Raw genomic sequence first — 16624 nt, 5'->3', positions numbered from 1 at the left:
CCCTACGTGAACATCCAGCGAATCAGTAATACCAGCAACAGCACCGCCAGAATCGGCCGACCGATGCGGTAGGCCTTGGGATACCGGCGCTTGAACTTCTTCACCTGCCCACCCACGCCGTTGCCGATACGAATCAGCACCGAGTAGGCCTGGTTGATCCCGCCGACGCGCTCGCCCTCGACGTTCTGCGGCGCGGTGGCGCGGCCGAGGAAGGCGCTGACGCGGCGGTTGATGCGCGTCAGCAGCGGCGACTTGAGCGGACGCTCGACGTCGCAGAAGAGGATCAGGCGCGATTCGTCCGTCTCGTTCTTCACCCAGTGCACGAAGGTCTCGTCGAACATCACGTCCTCGCCGTCGCGCCAGGCGTAGGGTTGGCCGTCGACGAAGATGCGGCAACTGTCCGAGTTCGGCGTGGCCAGGCCCAGGTGGTAGCGCAGGGAGCCGGCGTAGGGGTCGCGGTGCTTGTTCAGGTGGCTGTTCGGCGGCAGGCGGGTGAACATCGCGCCCTTGACGTTGGGGATGCTGCTGACCAGCTCCACGGTCTTCGGGCACAGGCGCTGCGCGGAGGGCAGGGGGCCGTCGTACCAGGTCAGGTAGAAGCGCGTCCAGCCCTTCTTGAAGAAGGAGCCGAAGCCCGCCTCGTTGTTGTTCAGGGCATCGCGGATGTAGCCCTCGTCGAACAGCTGCTCGGCTTCTTCGCGGATCATCTGCCAGTTGTCGCGCAGCTTGTCGAGTTCCGGGAAGCGCTCACGGTCCAGGTAGGGCTTGGAGGGTACGCTGGAGTTCAGGTACATCAGCGAGTTGTACGGGGCGAACCAGGCCGAGTGGTTGACCACCTGGCGCAGGAACGGCAGGCGTACCTTGCCGCGCAGGTGCACGTAGAGAATGGCGATGAGGAAGATGGCGAGGATCGCGAGGACGAGGAGCTTGATCATGGGATGGCGAGTCCGCCCTGTTTGGCTGAAAAACGGCCGGCCACTTGCGCAACGCCGACACAGGCCCGAGGATTATACCCTCAGCGCGCGTCGCCGCTGAATTTTCCGCCACGTCAGAATTGTCCTGCGTCATATTCGCAGGCTGTCGGAGAGTCGTTAGCCAATGAGCATGTCATTGCGTGACCAGTTGCTGAAAGCCGGGCTGGTCAACGAAAAGCAGGCCAAGCAGGCCAGCAAGCAGAAGCAGAAACAGCAGCGCCTGGAGCACAAGGGCCAGGCCGAGAAGGACGACAGCCAGCGCCAGGCCGCGTTGCAGGCCCAGGCCGAAAAGCTGGCCCGCGACCAGGAGCTGAACCGCCAGCAGCAGGAGAAGGCCGAGAAGAAGGCTCGCGCCGCGCAGGTCAAGCAACTGATCGAAGGCACCCGCCTGCCCAGGATGGAGGGCGACGACTACTACAACTTCGTCGACGCCAAGAAGGTCAAGCGCATCGCGGTGAACGCCCTGATCCGCGATAAGCTCAGCCGTGGCAGTCTGGCCATCGTCAGCTACGACGGGCGCTACGAGATAGTCCCGCGCGATGCCGCGCTGCGCATCCAGGAGCGCGACGAGCGCCGCGTGGTGCTGCTCAACGAGCCCAGCGGCGAGCCGGACGAGGACGATCCGTACAAGGACTACGTGGTGCCCGACGACCTCATGTGGTGACAACTGCGGAAACGAAAAAGCCGGGCGGATGCCCGGCTTTTTTCATGCTGCCCGAGGTTACGAGCCCTTGACCTGCCTGCCGTCGACGGTGCCGTCCTTGAGCATGATCTGGTACTCCTTGCCGTCGGTCTCCTGCTGGTACAGGCGCACCAGCAGGTAGTCCCAGTCCTTGGCGAACCAGAGGACGGTCTTGCGGTTGCTCTTGGTCGGGTCGCGCACGCGCTCGACCTTGATGGCGTCGATCTGGCCGGCCTGGGTGGCGACCTTCTCCTCGCCGAGCACGCGGAAGTCGTAGGTATCGGTGTCGGTACCCTCGATCACCTGGTAGCTCATGCTTTTCTTGCCGACGGCGACGTCGTGCTGCAGCACCAGCTGGTAGGTGGACTTGTCGAGCTGGCCGCGGTTCAGCGGCAGGCGCACGGCGTCGCCGCGGTCGCTGCCGGTGACCTGTTTCTGCGCCCAGTCGAACTGCAGATCGGTGGACTTGTTCTTGCCCAGGCCCTCGCGGGCCCAGTGGTAGGTCTGCGGCAGGTAGGTATCGCCTTCGACCTTGAAGGAACTGCTCTCCTTCAGGCTGGCGAGCAGCATGGAGGCCTGGAAGTCGAGTTCCCAGTTGCCGCCGTCGCCTTGCTTGAGGCTGCGGGAAGCGGTCCCGCTCAGCGGCATCTGCTTCCAGTCCGCGGTGTAGCTGGCCTCGAACGGCTTGATCTGGAACGAGGCGGCATACGCCGGCAACGTCAGCAGGGCCATCAGGAACAGCAGGACTCTACGCATCGCGAATCTCCTAGGTTCGGAACGGGTAGCCGGTGGCCGGCAACGCCTGGCCATCCAGCATGGCGCCTCGCTCGCCCAGGCGCAAACGGCCTTCGGCGAACCAGCGCATGGCCAGCGGGTAGATCAGGTGCTCCTGCACGTGCACCCGCGCGGCGAGCGTCTCCGGCGTGTCTTGCGACTCTACCGGGATTGCCGCCTGTACGACCAGAGGGCCACCGTCGAGTTCCTCGGTGACGAAATGCACCGAGCAGCCATGCTCGGCGTCACCGGCCTCCAGCGCCCGCTGGTGGGTGTGCAGGCCCTTGTACTTGGGCAGCAGCGAGGGGTGGATGTTCAGCAGGCGGCCGTGGTAGTGGCGCACGAAGGCCGAGCTGAGGATGCGCATGAAGCCGGCCAGGACCACCAGGTCCGGGGCGTGGGCGTCGATGCGGCGGATCAGCTCGGCGTCGAAGGCTTCGCGGTCGGCGAAGCCCTTGTGGTCCAGGACCTCAGTGGCGATGCCCGCGGCGGCGGCGCGCTGCAGGCCGTAGGCGTCCGCGCGGTTGGAAATCACCGCGCGGATGGTTGCCGGCGTGGCGCCGTCGGCCAGGCTGTCGATCAGTGCTTGCAGATTGCTGCCGGAGCCGGAAATCAGCACCACGACATTGCAAGGACGGGACATCAGTGGCCTTTCAGGTTGTTCAGCACCACGCGTTCGGCGTCCGCTGCGCAGGCGTCGATGCGGCCGATGACCCAGGGCTGCTCGCCGGAGGCGCGCAGGGAGGCGAGGGTGGCCTCGACCTGGTCCTGGGCGACGCAGATGACCATGCCCACGCCGCAGTTCAGCACACGGTGCATCTCGTGCTCGTCGACATTGCCCTTCTCCTGCAGCCAGTCGAATACCGCCGGGCGCTGCCAGCTGGCCACGTCGATCACGGCCTGGGCGTTGTCCGGCAGTACGCGCGGGATGTTGTCCAGCAGGCCGCCGCCGGTGATGTGGGCCATGGCCTTGACCGCGCCGGTCTGCTCGATCAGCTGCAGCAGCGGCTTGACGTAGATGCGCGTCGGCGCCATCAGCAGATCGGCCAGGGGCTTGCCGTCGAGCTGGGTGGCCTCGATGTCGGCGCCGGAGACTTCGATGATCTTGCGGATCAGCGAGTAGCCGTTGGAGTGCGGGCCGGAGGAAGGCAGGGCGACCAGGGCGTCGCCGGCGACCACCTTCGAGCCGTCGATGATCTCGGCCTTTTCCACCACGCCGACGCAGAAGCCGGCCAGGTCGTAGTCCTCGCCCTCGTACATGCCGGGCATCTCGGCGGTTTCACCGCCGACCAGCGAGCAGCCGGCCAGTTCGCAGCCGGCGCCGATGCCGGTCACCACGGTGGCGGCGACGTCGACGTTGAGCTTGCCGGTGGCGTAGTAGTCGAGGAAGAACAGCGGCTCGGCGCCGCAGACCACCAGGTCGTTGACGCACATGGCGACCAGGTCCTGGCCGATGCTGTCGTGCTTGTTCAGGTTCAGCGCCAGGCGCAGCTTGGTGCCGACGCCGTCGGTGCCGGAAACCAGCACCGGCTGCTTGTAGCCGGCCGGGATCTCGCAGAGCGCGCCGAAGCCGCCCAGGCCGCCCATGACTTCAGGACGCGCGGTGCGCTTGGCGACGCCTTTGATGCGTTCGACGAGGGCTTCGCCGGCGTCGATGTCCACACCGGCGTCCTTGTAGCTCAACGAGGGTTGCTTGCTGCTCATGTATCCAGGCCTGTAGAAAGGAGTGATTCGTCTGCCGGCCGCGGCGCGAAGGATTCGCGGCGACCTCGCGGGAGGCGCGGGATTTTATCAGGCTTGCCCGGCAGCGGCCATCTCGCGCTGTTGCCGCTGACCGGAGGGCTGTTTAAGGTATAGGCCTTCCGGAAGGGCTTGCCAGGTGCCGTTCCCTTCCTTATTCCGTTCGTCGAGAGCCTGTCATGCGATTTACCGCCCGCCTGTTGATCCTCTGCCTGTCGTTGCTCAGCCTGCCGTCCTTCGCCGCCGCGCTGGGCAACCTCTACCAGGTGCACGAGCCGGTGGCCTCGCAGCAGCCGGACGAGCGCAGCGCCGGCCTGTCCCGCGCGCTGCAGACCCTGGTGCTGCGCCTGACCGGCGATGCCCGCGCCGCCCAGAGCGGCGCGCTGGCCGGCTACTTCAAGGACCCGCAGCAACTGATCAGCCAGTACGGCTACGAGAACGGCCCGCCGCTGGCACTGGTGGTGGACTTCGACCCCGCCTCGGTGAACAACGCCCTGCGCCAGGCCGGCCTGCCGGTCTGGGGCGCCAACCGTCCGAGCCTGCTGGCCTGGTGGCTGAACGAAAGCGCCGCCGGCAGCAGCCTGGTGGGCGACAGCCAGGAAGGCGCCGCACCGCTCAACCGCGCCGCCCAGCGCCGCGGCCTGCCGCTGTTGCTGCCGATGGCCGACCTCTCCGAGCAGGGCGTGGGCACCGCGCAGAACATCACCGCCGCGCAGCCCGACGCGCTGCGCTCCGCCTCCGAGCGCTATTCCGCCGACGGCCTGCTGGCGGTCGACGCCAAGGAAGACGGCGGCAAGTGGCAGGCGCAATGGCGCCTGTGGCTGGGCGACTCGCGCGAACAGGGCCAGGCCCAGGGCGACAGCCCGGACGCCCTGGCCGACGCCGTGATGCTGGCGGTCAGCCAGCGCCTGGCGCCGCGCTTCGTCGGCGCGCCGGGCGCGGCCAGCGCCCTGACCCTGCAGGTGCAGGGCGCCAACCTCGAACGCTATGCCCAGCTGCAGAAGCTGCTCGACCCGATGGGCGCGAAGCTGGTCCTGGCCCAGGGCGACAACCTGCAATACCGCCTCAACGCCAGCCCCGACCAACTGCGCGCCCAGCTGGGCCTGGCGCACCTGCAGGAGGCCCCGGCCGAGCCGGCCCAGCCGGCGCTGGACGCCAACGGCCAGCCGCTGCCGGCGCAGCCCGCGGCGCCGAGCAACGTCATGCGCTTCCGCTGGTAGTCACGCCGCGGGTGGGCCTGGCGCCGGATTCGCAGTATGCTGCGCCTCCGGCGCCTTTTCGGATGCGCCAAAATGATGATTTGGTTACACTTTTGATCCGTACGGCTTCACTGTAAGCGTTTTCGAAGAAAAGCCCCGCCCGGCATGAAACAACCTATGCAGCTACCCCTGGGCATCCGTCTGCGCGACGATGCCACCTTCGCCAACTTCTACCCCGGCACCAACGCCGCGGCGCTGGGGTATGTCGAGCGGCTGTGCGACTGCGACGCCGGCTGGGCGGAGAGCCTCATCTACCTGTGGGGCGTCGAGGGCGTGGGGCGCAGCCACCTGCTGCAGGCGGCCTGCCTGCGCTTCGAGCAGTACGGCGAGACCTCGGTGTACCTGCCGATGGCCGAGCTGGTGCAATACGGCCCGGCGATCTTCGACGATCTGGAACAGCTGGAACTGGTCTGCCTCGACGACATCGAGGCCCTGGCCGGCCTGCCGGAGTGGGAAGAGGCGCTGTTCCACCTGTTCAACCGCCTGCGCGACGCTGGCCGGCGTCTGCTGCTGGCGGCCTCAATGCCGCCGCGCGAATTGCCGGTCAAGCTGCCCGACCTGAAGTCGCGGCTGACCCTCTCGCTGATCTTCCAGCTGCACCCGCTGACCGACGAGGAAAAACTCCGCGCCCTGCAACTGCGCGCCTCGCGCCGCGGCCTGCACCTCACCGACGAAGTCGGGCGCTTCATCCTCACCCGCGGCGCGCGCAGCATGGAATTCCTCTTCGACCTGCTGGACGAACTGGACAAGGCCTCGCTGCAGGCCCAGCGCAAACTGACCATCCCCTTCCTCAAGGAAACCCTGGGCTGGTAGGCCCCTTCGGGGGAGCTGCAAGCCGCAAGCCATAAGCTGCAAGTTATCCGGAGCCGTATGCTCTTCGCCCTACGACGTTGCGCCGAGGCTTTTCGTAGGATGGGTCGAGCTTGCGAAACCCATGCGGTCGTGGTGATGGGTATCGCTTCGCTCAACGCCATTCTACGGGTCTTGTGTTTGCCGGAGGGCGTAGGAGCGGACCTTGTCCGCGATAACCGGACGTCCCGGCGCGATTCGCGGATGAGATCCGCTTACGCTGTGCCAACCACACCGTTCCCCTGTAGTTTCGTAGGATGGGTTGAGCTTGCGAAACCCATGCGGTGGTGGGTATCGCTTCGCTCAACCCATCCTACGGGGCTCGGAGTGCCCGGAAACAGGCGCTCCGTGACCGAACCCGAAGCGCGCCGGGGACCAAGGCCAAACGGCGGATAACGCCATAGGCGTTATGCGCCCTACGCTCAGCTGTGGCTCGGCTCTTCCTTGTGCCCCGTCAGCTCATGCAGGTACTTGCGCGACAGCTGCAGGAAGCGCGGGGTAGGGCCGACGTCCTCGTAGAGCGGGTCGCCCTGTTCGTCCAGCGCCACCACCTTCTGCCCCTTCACGTAGGGGAAGCTCGCCTCCAGTTCTTCCAGGGCCGAGCCGACCAGTTCGCCGAGCAGTTCTTCGACGCTGCGCTTGGGGTACATGTCGTGCAGCGCGGCCAGGCGCGCGGCGGTTTCCACGTCCAGCGGGATGCTGTAGCTGTGGCTGGTCATGCGCCCCCTGGCGTTCTGTTCCCAATGGCGTACCAGATCGCGGATCTTCATGTTCACCTCATGGGCCGGCTCGTGGCCGGCGGGGAAGACGGCCCTTTTGGAGCCGCCGGGAAGAATTTCCCGAATCCTTCGGGATCACATCTAGCCTAGACGCTGTCGGAGCAGGATCGCGGGCGTTCGTCGCACGCTTGTCAGTGAGTGTCGCCAGGCGGCACTGTAAGAGAATCCAGACACGGAGAACCCCCATGGCGGATATCGACGCGCGCCTGCGCGAGGACGTGCACCTGCTGGGCGAACTGCTCGGGCAGACCATCCGCAGCCAGTACGGCCAGGCCTTCCTCGACAAGATCGAGCTGATCCGCCAGGGCGCCAAGGCGGCGCGGCGTGGTTCGGCCGAAGGCGCGCGGCAGCTGGCGGCGGCCCTCGACGGCCTGGGCGAGGACGAGCTGCTGCCGGTGGCGCGGGCCTTCAACCAGTTCCTCAACCTGGCCAACATCGCCGAGCAGTACCACCGCATCCGCCGCCGCGGGCCGAAGGAGCCGCAGCCCTTCGAGCAGCGCGTGCTCGGCGAGCTGCTGGGGCGCCTGCGCAAGGCCGGCGTGGAGCCGGCGGAGCTGGCGCGCCAGGTGGCGCAGCTGGACATCGAACTGGTGCTCACCGCGCACCCTACCGAAGTGGCGCGGCGCACCCTGATCCAGAAATACGACGCCATGGCCGCGCAACTGGCGGCCAAGGACCACACCGACCTGCTCCCCGAAGAGCGCGAGCAGGTGGACACGCGCCTGCGCCGGCTGGTGGCCGAGGCCTGGCACACCGACGAGATCCGCCGCACCCGGCCAACGCCGGTGGACGAGGCCAAGTGGGGCTTCGCGGTGATCGAGCATTCCCTCTGGCACGCCGTGCCCGACTTCCTCCGCCACGTCGACGAGACCCTGCAAAGCTGCACCGGCCAGCGCCTGCCGCTGCAGGCCGCGCCCATCCGCTTCGCCTCCTGGATGGGCGGCGACCGCGACGGCAACCCCAACGTCACCGCCGTCATCACCCGCGAGGTGCTGCTGCTGGCGCGCTGGATGGCCGCCGACCTCTACCTGCGCGACGTCGACAGCCTGGCCGCCGACCTCTCCATGCAGCAGGCCAGCGAGGAACTGCTGGCGGAAACCGGCGAGGTGGCCGAACCCTATCGCGCCCTGCTCAAGCAGTTGCGCGAACGCCTGCGCGCCACGCGGGCCTGGGCCGAACGCGCGCTGAGCGAAGACGAGGTTGCACCCGAGGCGGTGCTGCAGGACAACCGCGAGCTGCTGGCGCCGCTGGAGCTGTGCCACCGCTCGCTGCACGCCTGCGGCATGGGCGTGATCGCCGACGGCGCGCTACTCGACAGCCTGCGCCGCGCCGCCACCTTCGGCCTGTTCCTGACGCGCCTGGACATCCGCCAGGACTCCGGCCGCCACGCCGCCGCCCTGAGCGAAATCACCGAGTACCTGGGCCTGGGCCGCTACCAGGAGTGGGACGAGGCGGTGCGCCAGGAATTCCTCCTGGAGGAACTGGGCAACCATCGCCCGCTGCTGCCGGCGGACTACCAGGCCAGCGCCGACACCGCCGAAGTCCTGGCCACCTGCCGCGTGGCGGCTGCCGCGCCGGCGGCCTCGCTGGGTTCCTACGTCATCTCCATGGCCGGCCAGCCGTCCGACGTGCTGGCGGTGCAACTGCTGCTCAAGGAATGCGGGTTGCGCCGGCCGCTGCGCGTGGTGCCACTCTTCGAAACCCTCGACGACCTCGACAACGCCGGCCCCTGCATCGACCGCCTGCTCGGCCTGGACGCCTACCGCGAAGCCCTGGCCGGGCCGCAGGAAGTGATGATCGGCTACTCCGACTCGGCCAAGGACGCCGGCACCCTGGCCGCGGCCTGGGCGCAGTACCGCGCCCAGGAAGCGCTGGTGGACATCTGCCGCGCCCACGGCGTCGAGCTGCTGCTGTTCCACGGCCGCGGCGGCACCGTCGGGCGCGGCGGCGGCCCGGCCCACGCGGCCATCCTCTCGCAGCCGCCGGGCTCGGTGGCGGGGCGCTTCCGCACCACCGAACAGGGCGAGATGATCCGCTTCAAGTTCGGCCTGCCCGGCATCGCCCGGCAGAACCTCGACCTCTACCTGGCCGCGGTGCTGGAGGCCACGCTGCTGCCGCCACCGGCGCCGGAGCCGGCCTGGCGCGAGGAAATGCAGCGCCTGGCCGCCGATTCCCTGGCCGCCTACCGCCAGGTGGTGCGCGAGACGCCGCAGTTCGTCGACTACTTCCGCGAGGCCACCCCGGAACAGGAACTCGGCCGCCTGCCCCTGGGCAGCCGCCCGGCCAAGCGCCGCCAGGGCGGCATCGAGAGCCTGCGGGCGATCCCGTGGATCTTCGCCTGGACGCAGACGCGGCTGATGCTGCCGGCCTGGCTGGGCTGGGAGACCGCGCTGTTCAACGCCATCGACCGCGGCGAGGGCGCCCTGCTGCAGCGCATGCGCGAGCAGTGGCCGTTCTTCCGCGCGCGCATCGACATGCTGGAGATGGTCCTGGCCAAGGCCGACGGCGAAATCGCCCAACTCTACGACGAACGTCTGGTGCAATCGGAACTGCGACCATTAGGTGTGCATTTACGCGACCTATTGTCGCAGGCGCTGCGCGTGGTGCTCGGCCTGACCGGCCAGCAGCGCCTGCTGGCGCAGGCCACCGAAACCCGCGAATCGATCGCCGTGCGCAACATCTACCTGGACCCGCTGCACCTGCTCCAGGCGGAGCTGCTGGCCCGTTCCAGACGCTGCGAAGGCGACGCCTGCGGCGGTCTGGAACAGGCCCTGCTGGTGACGGTGGCGGGCATCGCCGCGGGGCTGCGCAACACCGGTTGAGCGGCCCCGGCCACGACTTTCCGGTGGCTTGTGCGCTCAGGGTGCGCTGTGTATCTTGATCAGCCTTTCGGCGTATTCCTGCGCCATTTCAAGCATGTTCAGATAGGCCCCATAAGGCAGATCCGGGATTTCGCTTTCAACAAGACTAAGGAGCATATCGATGCGTGTGATTCTGCTCGGGGCGCCCGGTGCCGGCAAAGGTACTCAGGCCCGCTTCATCACCGAGAAGTTCAGCATTCCGCAGATCTCCACCGGGGACATGCTGCGCGCAGCGGTCAAGGCCGGCACCGAGCTGGGCCTGCAGGCCAAGAGCGTGATGGATGCCGGCGGCCTGGTTTCGGATGACCTGATCATCAACCTGGTCAAGGAGCGCATCGCCCAGCCCGATTGCGCCAACGGCTTCCTGTTCGACGGTTTCCCGCGCACCATTCCCCAGGCCGAGGCCATGAAGGAAGCCGGCGTGAGCATCGACCACGTGATCGAGATCGCCGTTGACGACGAAGAGATCGTCAGCCGCATGGCCGGCCGCCGCGTGCACCCGGCCTCCGGCCGCGTGTACCACGTCGAGCACAACCCGCCGAAGGTCGCCGGCAAGGACGACGTCACCGGCGAAGACCTGATCCAGCGTGAAGACGACCGCGAAGAGACCGTGCGCCACCGCCTGTCGGTCTACCACACCCAGACCAAGCCGCTGGTCGACTTCTACCAGAAGCTGGCCGCCGTCGAAGGCACCCCGAAGTACAGCCGCGTCGAAGGCGTCGGCTCGGTGGACCAGATTACCGCCAAGGTCCTGGCCGCGCTCAGCTGAGTCGCCGCCCGACCTGCACCAGAGGCCCGCTTGCGGGCCTTTGGCGTTTATAATGCCCGCCCTTTTTCAGCTTGCCGGAAAACCCCGATGCCCACCCTGCTGGCCCTGGACACCTCCACCGAAGCCTGCTCCGTCGCCCTGCTGCACGACGGCCGGCGTTTCAGCCGCCACGAGGTGATCCCGCGGCTGCATGCCAAGCGCCTGCTGCCCATGGTGCAGGAGCTGCTCGACGAGGCCGGCATCGCCCTGGCCGCGGTGGACGCCATTGCCTTCGGCCGCGGCCCCGGCGCCTTCACCGGCGTGCGCATCGCCATCGGCGTGGTGCAGGGCCTGGCCTTCGCCCTGGACAAGCCGGTGCTGCCGATCTCCGACCTCGCCGTGCTGGCCCAGCGCGCCCACCGCGAGCATGGCGCCAGCCAGGTAGCGGCCGCCATCGACGCGCGCATGGACGAGGTCTATTGGGGTTGCTACCGCCTGGAGCAGGGCGAGATGCGCCTGGCCGGCGCCGAGGCGGTGCTGCCGCCGGAAAAGGTGGCGCTGCCGCGCGATGCCGAGGGCGACTGGTTCGGCGCCGGCACCGGCTGGGGCTACCGCGAGCGCCTGGCGGTGAAGGTGCAGGCCGAGGACGCCAGCCTGCTGCCTAACGCCGGAGACCTGCTGGACCTGGCGCTGTTCGCCTGGGAGCGCGGCGATGCCGTGCCGGCGGACCAGGCGCAGCCGGTCTACCTGCGCGACAACGTGGCCACGCCCAAGGCCGGCTGACCGGCGATTGCCAAGCCCCTGGACGCTCGCTAGAGTGAAATCCTTACCCGCTGAGCCCTGAACATGCGCATCGACGGCCTGTCCAGCTACTCCATCACGCCCGACTCCGGCAGCCGCCCCGGCACCGCGGTCACGCCCTATCGCGAGGTCATGCGCGAGGCCGAGGCGCGTCGCGAGCAGCCGGCCTCGGTGGCCGCCAGCCAGGGCCTGGAGCAGCAGGCGCAGACGCGCTACGTGGAGCCAGGCAACGCTGGCAGCGGCAGCCTGCCCATCGTCCTCAGCGATGTCTTGGCCTACCAGCGTCCGGTCAGCAACCGCGCGGCCCAGGCCCTGGCCAGCTACAGCAGCACGGCCAACCTGCCGCTGGGCGGCTACGACGCCCCGGAAGTGCTGGGCATCGACCTCTACGCCTGATGGGCCTGCCGTACTACCTGGGCTGCCCGTCGTGGAACGAGCCCGCCTGGCGCGGCAGCTTCTACCCCGCCGACCTGCGCCCGGCCGACACCCTGGGCTTCTACAGCCAGGTGTTCAACGCGGTGGAGGGCAACACCACCTTCTACGCCCGGCCCAGCGCTGACACGTTGCAGCGCTGGGCGCAGACCATGCCGGCGGACTTCCACTTCTGCGCCAAGCTGCCCCGCGACATCAGCCACGAGGGCGATTTGCGCGAGCAGTTCGGCGCCACACGCGACTTCCTCGACCTGCTGGCGCCGCTGGGCAGCCGGGTGAGCCCGCTGTGGCTGCAGCTTTCCGCCGGCTTCGGCCCGCAGCGCCTGGGCGAGCTGGCCGCCTGGCTGGACGAGTTCGGCGCCCGGCGCATCGCCGTGGAAGTGCGCCACCCGGCGTTCTTCGACAAAGGCGAGGAGGAGCGGCTGCTCAACCGTCTGCTCCACGAGCGCGGCGTGGAGCGCATCTGCCTGGATTCGCGGGCGCTGTTCGCCTGCCGGTCCGACGACCCGGCGGTGCGCCATGCGCAGTCGAAGAAACCGAGGATTCCGGTGCGCCCGGCGGCCTTCAGCGACAGCCCGCAGGTGCGCTTCATCGGCGGGCCGGACCTGGACGTCAACCAGACCTACCTGACGCCCTGGGTGGACAAGGTGGCCGGCTGGATCGAGGACGGCCTGACGCCTCACGTGTTCCTCCACACCCCGGACAACCACCGCGCCGCCGAGCAGGCACAGCGCTTCCACGCCCTGCTGGCCGAGCGTCTGCCGGGCCTGCCGGCGCTGCAGCTGCCGCAGCCGGAAGTGGAGCAACTGGGCCTGCTCTGAGGCCGCGGTTGCGCTAACCTGCAAGCTCCCATTCGCACGGAGAGCGCCCCCATGACCACCCAACACGAACGCGGCCTGGCCTTCCAGGCCCTGCACCGGCGCGACGGCCTGTTCGTCCTGCCCAACCCCTGGGACGCCGGCTCGGCGAAAATGCTCGCTGGCCTGGGCTTCGAGGCCCTGGCCACCACCAGCGCCGGCCTGGCCTTCGCCCTCGGCCGCTGCGACGCCGAAGGCGAGGTGAGCCGCGAGGAAGCCCTGGCCAACGCCCGCGCCATCGTCGAGGCGACGCCGCTGCCGGTGGCCGCCGACCTGGAGAACGGCTACGGCGACGCGCCCGAGGACTGCGTGGCGACCATCCGCCTGGCCGCCAGCATCGGCCTGGTCGGCGGCTCCATCGAGGACGCGACCGGCCGCCCGGACGATCCCATCTACCCCTTCGAACTGGCGGTGGAACGCGTGCGCGCGGCAGTGCAGGCCGCGCACTCGCTGGAATTCCCCTTCACCCTGGCGGCCCGCGCGGAGAACCTGCTGCACGGCCGCGATGACCTGGACGACACCATCCGCCGCCTGGTGGCCTTCGCCGAGGCCGGCGCCGACGTGCTCTACGCGCCGGGCCTGACCACCCGCGAGCAGATCGACGCGGTGGTTCGCGCGGTGGCGCCGCGGCCGGTGAACGTGCTGGTCGGCTCGCCGGCCCTGCAACTGTCGCTGAGCGACCTGGCCGGGCTGGGCGTGAAGCGCGTCAGCCTGGGCTCGTCGCTGGCGCGGGTAGCCTACGGCGCCTTCTTCCACGCCGCCAGCGAACTGGCCGGCGGGCGCCTGGAGGCGACCCAGGAAGGCATGCCCTTCGCCCGCCTCAACGCGCTGTTCCGGCGCTGAGCCGGGGCCTGCGGTAGAATCGGTGCTTTTGCACCGGATCGACCCGCATGAGCGCCAGCGCAGACACTCCCCGCATCATCGTCCAGGCCCTGGAGTCCCACTACCGTGAAGCCGCCGGACAATGGGCCCGGCGCCTGGGCCTGGAACTGGCGGAGGAGGGCGCGGCGGACTTCGCCCTGCAACTGGGTGAGCAGGGCCTGCAACTGCTGCAGTTGGGGCCGGATTCGCCGGGCCCGGTGCGCGTGGACTTCCTCGAAGGCGCCGCCGCCCACCGCCGCCAGTTCGGCGGCGGCAGCGGACAGATGATCGCCAAGGCGGTGGGTGTGCAGCCGGGTGTGCGGCCACATGTGCTAGACGCCACCGCCGGCCTGGGCCGCGACGCCTTCGTCCTCGCCACCCTGGGCTGCGAGATGCAACTGATCGAGCGCCAACCGCTGATCGCGGCCCTGCTGGAAGACGGCCTGGCCCGCGCGGTGCGCGACCTGGAAGTGGCGCCGATAGTGGCGCGCATGCAACTGCACCAGGGCAACGCCATCGACCTGATGGGCGCCTGGCAGGGCGAGGCGCCCCAGGTGATCTACCTCGACCCCATGTTCCCGCACCGCGACAAGAGCGCCCTGGTGAAAAAGGAAATGCGCCTGTTCCGCCCCCTGGTGGGCGACGACATGGACGCCCCGGCGCTGCTCCAGGCGGCCCTGGCCCTGGCCAGCCACCGCGTGGTGGTCAAGCGCCCGCGCAAGGCGCCGATCATCGAGGGCGCCAAGCCGAGCTACAGCCTGGAAGGGAAGTCGAGCCGGTATGACATCTATCCGTTGAAGTCCCTCAAGCCCTGAGCGGAGGGCTTTTCGTAGGAGCGAGGGGGGCGCCTAGCTCTTGCTCGCGAACGGTGCCAGCCGGTAGCAGCAGTGTTCGAGATGAACGCCGTCCCCTCTCCCCAGCCCTCGGCTGCGCGCCCCGCCCTGAAGGGAGAGGGGGCTTGTCCGTGCCGAGAAAGGATTTGGTGTCAGCCGGCCACTCACTGCAAGCCGGCTAACGCGGAAACATCAGCGCATGCCGAACGGTCCCCTCTCCCTTCAGGGAGAGGGTTAGGGAGAGGGGCGGAGCCGAGCCAAGACACCGTAGCCACCGGGGAACCCCCTTCGCGAGCAAGCTCGCTCCTACAGGAGAAGCGCCTACGGCATACGCCTCACGGCCGATAAGCCCGCAAAAACAACTCCACCACCTCCTGCACATGCCTTTCGCTCTCCTCCACCGGCGGCCGCTCGACGCAGCCGATCAGCAGGCGGAAGTGCAGGCAGCCCTGCACCAGCATCAGGAAGTGCTCGGCGGCGTTGCGCGCGTCGCCCTCGCGCAGTTCGCCCTTGCGCTGGGCCTGGGCGATCAGCCGTTGCATCTGGTCCAGCACCCGTTGCGGGCCAGCGTCGAAGAACATCTGCGACAGCGCCGGGTTCTGCCCGCCCTGGGCGATCATCAGGCGGCTCAGGGCGATGGCCTCGGGGCTGTTGATCAGGCGGTTGAAGCCGCGCGCGATGTTCAGCAGCAGCTCGCGCGTGGGCGCGTCGGCCGGCGGTTCGTGGAACAGCTCCGGCACCTGCTCGGCGCACTTGGCCTGCACCGCCTCGCAGAACAGCGTCTCCTTGTCGGTGAAATGGCTGTACACGGTGAGCTTGGAAACCCCGGCCTCGGCGGCGATGGCTTCCATGCTGCTGCCGTCGTAGCCGTTGCGGACGAACAGCTCCTTGGCGGCTTCGAGGATCGCCTGGCGCTTGGCCGGGTCCTTGGGGCGGCCGGGGCCGTTGGGGATGGGAGGCTGGGACATTTTATTTTCGCTTCAAATACTGGACTGGTCGGTTTTGTATTCTTACTATACCGCCGAGTATAAGAATTCAACTGCGTTTTGCGAAAGGTCATACATCATGTTCCGCCATGCCTTGTCCGTCGCTGTCCCTCTCGCCTTCTCCCTGAGCCTTGCCGCCTGCGGCAACGGCGAGCCGGCCAAGCCGGCGCTGCGCCCGGCCATGGTCGTGCAGCCGCAGCTGGCGCGTTCGGTCACCGAGGCCTATCCGGGCGAGGTGCGCGCCCGCCACGAGCCGGAGCTGGCGTTCCGCATCGGCGGCAAGGTGGCCAGGCGCCTGGTGGAGACCGGCGAGCGCGTGCGCCGCGACCAGCCGCTGGCCGAACTGGACCCCGAGGACGTGCGCCTGCAGCTGGAGGCCAACCGCGCCCAGGTCGCCGCCGCCGAGGCCAACCTGCAGACCGTGCGTTCGGAATACCAGCGCTACAAGGTGCTGCTGGAGCGCAAGCTGGTCAGCCAGTCGCAGTTCGACAACATCGAGAACACCTACCGCGCCGGCGAGGCGCGCATGAAGCAGGTGCGCGCCGAGTACGACGTGGCGCGCAACCAGGCCGACTACGCCGTGTTGCGCGCTCCGCAGGACGGGGTGATCTCGGCGCGGCGCGTCGAAGTGGGGCAGGTGGTGGCCGCCGGGCAGACGGTCTTCACCCTGGCTGCCGATGGTGACCGCGAAGTGCTGATCAGCTTCCCCGAGCACGCCATCGAGCGCTTCCGCATCGGCGAGGGCGTCAGCGTCGAGCTCTGGTCGCAGCCGGACAAGCGCTTCAGCGGGCATATCCGCGAGCTGTCGCCGGCCGCCGACCCGCAGTCGCGCACCTTCGCCGCGCGGGTCGCCTTCGACGACGACAAGGTGCCGGCCGAACTGGGCCAGAGCGCCCGCGTGTACATCCACAGCGAGGGCGCCGTGCCCCTGGCCGTGCCGCTGGCGGCGGTGAGCGCCGAGGGTGGCCAGCCGTTCGTCTGGGTGGTCGACCCGAAGGATGCCAGCCTGCACCGCCGGCCGGTGCGCATCGGGCCCTACACCGAGGACCGGGTGCCGGTGCTCGAAGGGCTGAAGCCCGACGACTGGGTGGTCGCCGCGGGCGTCCAGGTCTTGCGCGAAGGCCAGCAGGTGCGCCCGGTCGATCGCGAGAACCGTTCGGTCAAACTGCTGGCGAAGGAGTGACGCGG

At 68.7% G+C, this 16624-nt stretch carries 17 protein-coding genes; 11 read left to right on the top strand and 6 right to left on the bottom strand.

What is annotated here, in order from left to right; translation table 11 throughout:
* Positions 1-2 precede the first annotated feature (2 nt).
* Positions 3-935 carry an aspartyl/asparaginyl beta-hydroxylase domain-containing protein gene (locus IG194_RS06645; protein ID WP_043317760.1) on the bottom strand — a complete coding sequence of 311 codons (933 nt, stop codon included), beginning with the start codon at positions 933-935 and terminating at the stop codon, positions 3-5.
* Between the two features lie 163 nt (positions 936-1098).
* On the opposite strand from IG194_RS06645, the gene IG194_RS06640 reads away from it, so the two are divergent.
* Complete coding sequence (locus IG194_RS06640) at positions 1099-1638, top strand: DUF2058 domain-containing protein (RefSeq protein WP_043271268.1); 540 nt, start codon at positions 1099-1101, stop codon at positions 1636-1638.
* 57 nt (positions 1639-1695) lie between these two features.
* Here the strand turns inward: IG194_RS06640 and IG194_RS06635 are convergent, their stop codons facing one another.
* The 3 genes from IG194_RS06635 to purM are packed head-to-tail and all read right to left on the bottom strand — an operon-like array spanning position 1696 to position 4134.
* Positions 1696-2412, bottom strand: a complete 717-nt coding sequence (locus IG194_RS06635; RefSeq protein ID WP_009616899.1) for a DUF3108 domain-containing protein — start codon at positions 2410-2412, stop codon at positions 1696-1698.
* Between the two features lie 10 nt (positions 2413-2422).
* Positions 2423-3073, bottom strand: coding sequence for a phosphoribosylglycinamide formyltransferase (gene purN, locus IG194_RS06630; RefSeq protein WP_009616901.1), 651 nt, complete (start codon positions 3071-3073; stop codon positions 2423-2425).
* Positions 3073-4134 carry a phosphoribosylformylglycinamidine cyclo-ligase gene (gene purM, locus IG194_RS06625; RefSeq protein ID WP_043271266.1) on the bottom strand — a complete coding sequence of 354 codons (1062 nt, stop codon included), beginning with the start codon at positions 4132-4134 and terminating at the stop codon, positions 3073-3075. Before purM ends, purN begins: the two co-directional genes overlap by 1 nt.
* A gap of 215 nt (positions 4135-4349) precedes the next feature.
* On the opposite strand from purM, the gene IG194_RS06620 reads away from it, so the two are divergent.
* Positions 4350-5390 carry a DUF2066 domain-containing protein gene (locus IG194_RS06620; protein ID WP_058487254.1) on the top strand — a complete coding sequence of 347 codons (1041 nt, stop codon included), beginning with the start codon at positions 4350-4352 and terminating at the stop codon, positions 5388-5390.
* Between the two features lie 144 nt (positions 5391-5534).
* On the top strand, positions 5535-6242 hold the full coding sequence (gene hda, locus IG194_RS06615) for a DnaA regulatory inactivator Hda (RefSeq protein ID WP_009616904.1): 708 nt from the start codon (positions 5535-5537) through the stop codon (positions 6240-6242).
* A 458-nt stretch (positions 6243-6700) separates the two neighbouring features.
* Here the strand turns inward: hda and IG194_RS06610 are convergent, their stop codons facing one another.
* On the bottom strand, positions 6701-7048 hold the full coding sequence (locus IG194_RS06610; RefSeq protein WP_009616546.1) for a hypothetical protein: 348 nt from the start codon (positions 7046-7048) through the stop codon (positions 6701-6703).
* A 194-nt stretch (positions 7049-7242) separates the two neighbouring features.
* On the opposite strand from IG194_RS06610, the gene ppc reads away from it, so the two are divergent.
* From ppc to IG194_RS06575, 7 genes are all read left to right on the top strand, one after another.
* Positions 7243-9879, top strand: a complete 2637-nt coding sequence (ppc, locus tag IG194_RS06605) for a phosphoenolpyruvate carboxylase (RefSeq protein ID WP_058487253.1) — start codon at positions 7243-7245, stop codon at positions 9877-9879.
* A 160-nt stretch (positions 9880-10039) separates the two neighbouring features.
* On the top strand, positions 10040-10687 hold the full coding sequence (adk, locus tag IG194_RS06600) for an adenylate kinase (protein WP_009616548.1): 648 nt from the start codon (positions 10040-10042) through the stop codon (positions 10685-10687).
* 87 nt (positions 10688-10774) lie between these two features.
* The gene (tsaB, locus tag IG194_RS06595) at positions 10775-11449 is read left to right on the top strand and encodes a tRNA (adenosine(37)-N6)-threonylcarbamoyltransferase complex dimerization subunit type 1 TsaB (RefSeq protein WP_058487252.1); all 675 of its coding nucleotides are present in this window, start codon (positions 10775-10777) and stop codon (positions 11447-11449) included.
* A 63-nt stretch (positions 11450-11512) separates the two neighbouring features.
* The gene (locus IG194_RS06590) at positions 11513-11863 is read left to right on the top strand and encodes a hypothetical protein (protein WP_009616550.1); all 351 of its coding nucleotides are present in this window, start codon (positions 11513-11515) and stop codon (positions 11861-11863) included.
* Positions 11860-12720, top strand: a complete 861-nt coding sequence (locus IG194_RS06585; protein ID WP_141679732.1) for a DUF72 domain-containing protein — start codon at positions 11860-11862, stop codon at positions 12718-12720. The genes IG194_RS06590 and IG194_RS06585 overlap by 4 nt, the downstream gene beginning before the upstream one ends.
* Positions 12721-12771: 51 nt before the next feature.
* Positions 12772-13599 (top strand): isocitrate lyase/PEP mutase family protein, encoded by an 828-nt coding sequence (locus tag IG194_RS06580; RefSeq protein WP_058487250.1) that lies wholly within the window; start codon positions 12772-12774, stop codon positions 13597-13599.
* 47 nt (positions 13600-13646) lie between these two features.
* Positions 13647-14432 (top strand): class I SAM-dependent methyltransferase, encoded by a 786-nt coding sequence (locus tag IG194_RS06575; RefSeq protein WP_058487249.1) that lies wholly within the window; start codon positions 13647-13649, stop codon positions 14430-14432.
* 353 nt (positions 14433-14785) lie between these two features.
* Here the strand turns inward: IG194_RS06575 and IG194_RS06570 are convergent, their stop codons facing one another.
* Positions 14786-15418, bottom strand: coding sequence for a TetR/AcrR family transcriptional regulator (locus tag IG194_RS06570; protein ID WP_058487248.1), 633 nt, complete (start codon positions 15416-15418; stop codon positions 14786-14788).
* A gap of 97 nt (positions 15419-15515) precedes the next feature.
* On the opposite strand from IG194_RS06570, the gene IG194_RS06565 reads away from it, so the two are divergent.
* Positions 15516-16619 (top strand): efflux RND transporter periplasmic adaptor subunit, encoded by a 1104-nt coding sequence (locus IG194_RS06565; RefSeq protein WP_058487247.1) that lies wholly within the window; start codon positions 15516-15518, stop codon positions 16617-16619.
* The last annotated feature ends 5 nt before the right edge of the window (positions 16620-16624 follow it).

Source organism: Pseudomonas sp. ADPe, from assembly GCF_014843515.1.
Taxonomy (GTDB): domain Bacteria; phylum Pseudomonadota; class Gammaproteobacteria; order Pseudomonadales; family Pseudomonadaceae; genus Pseudomonas; species Pseudomonas citronellolis.
Note: the sequence above shows the minus strand (reverse complement) of the source record. Positions and strands in the feature narration are given on the sequence as shown.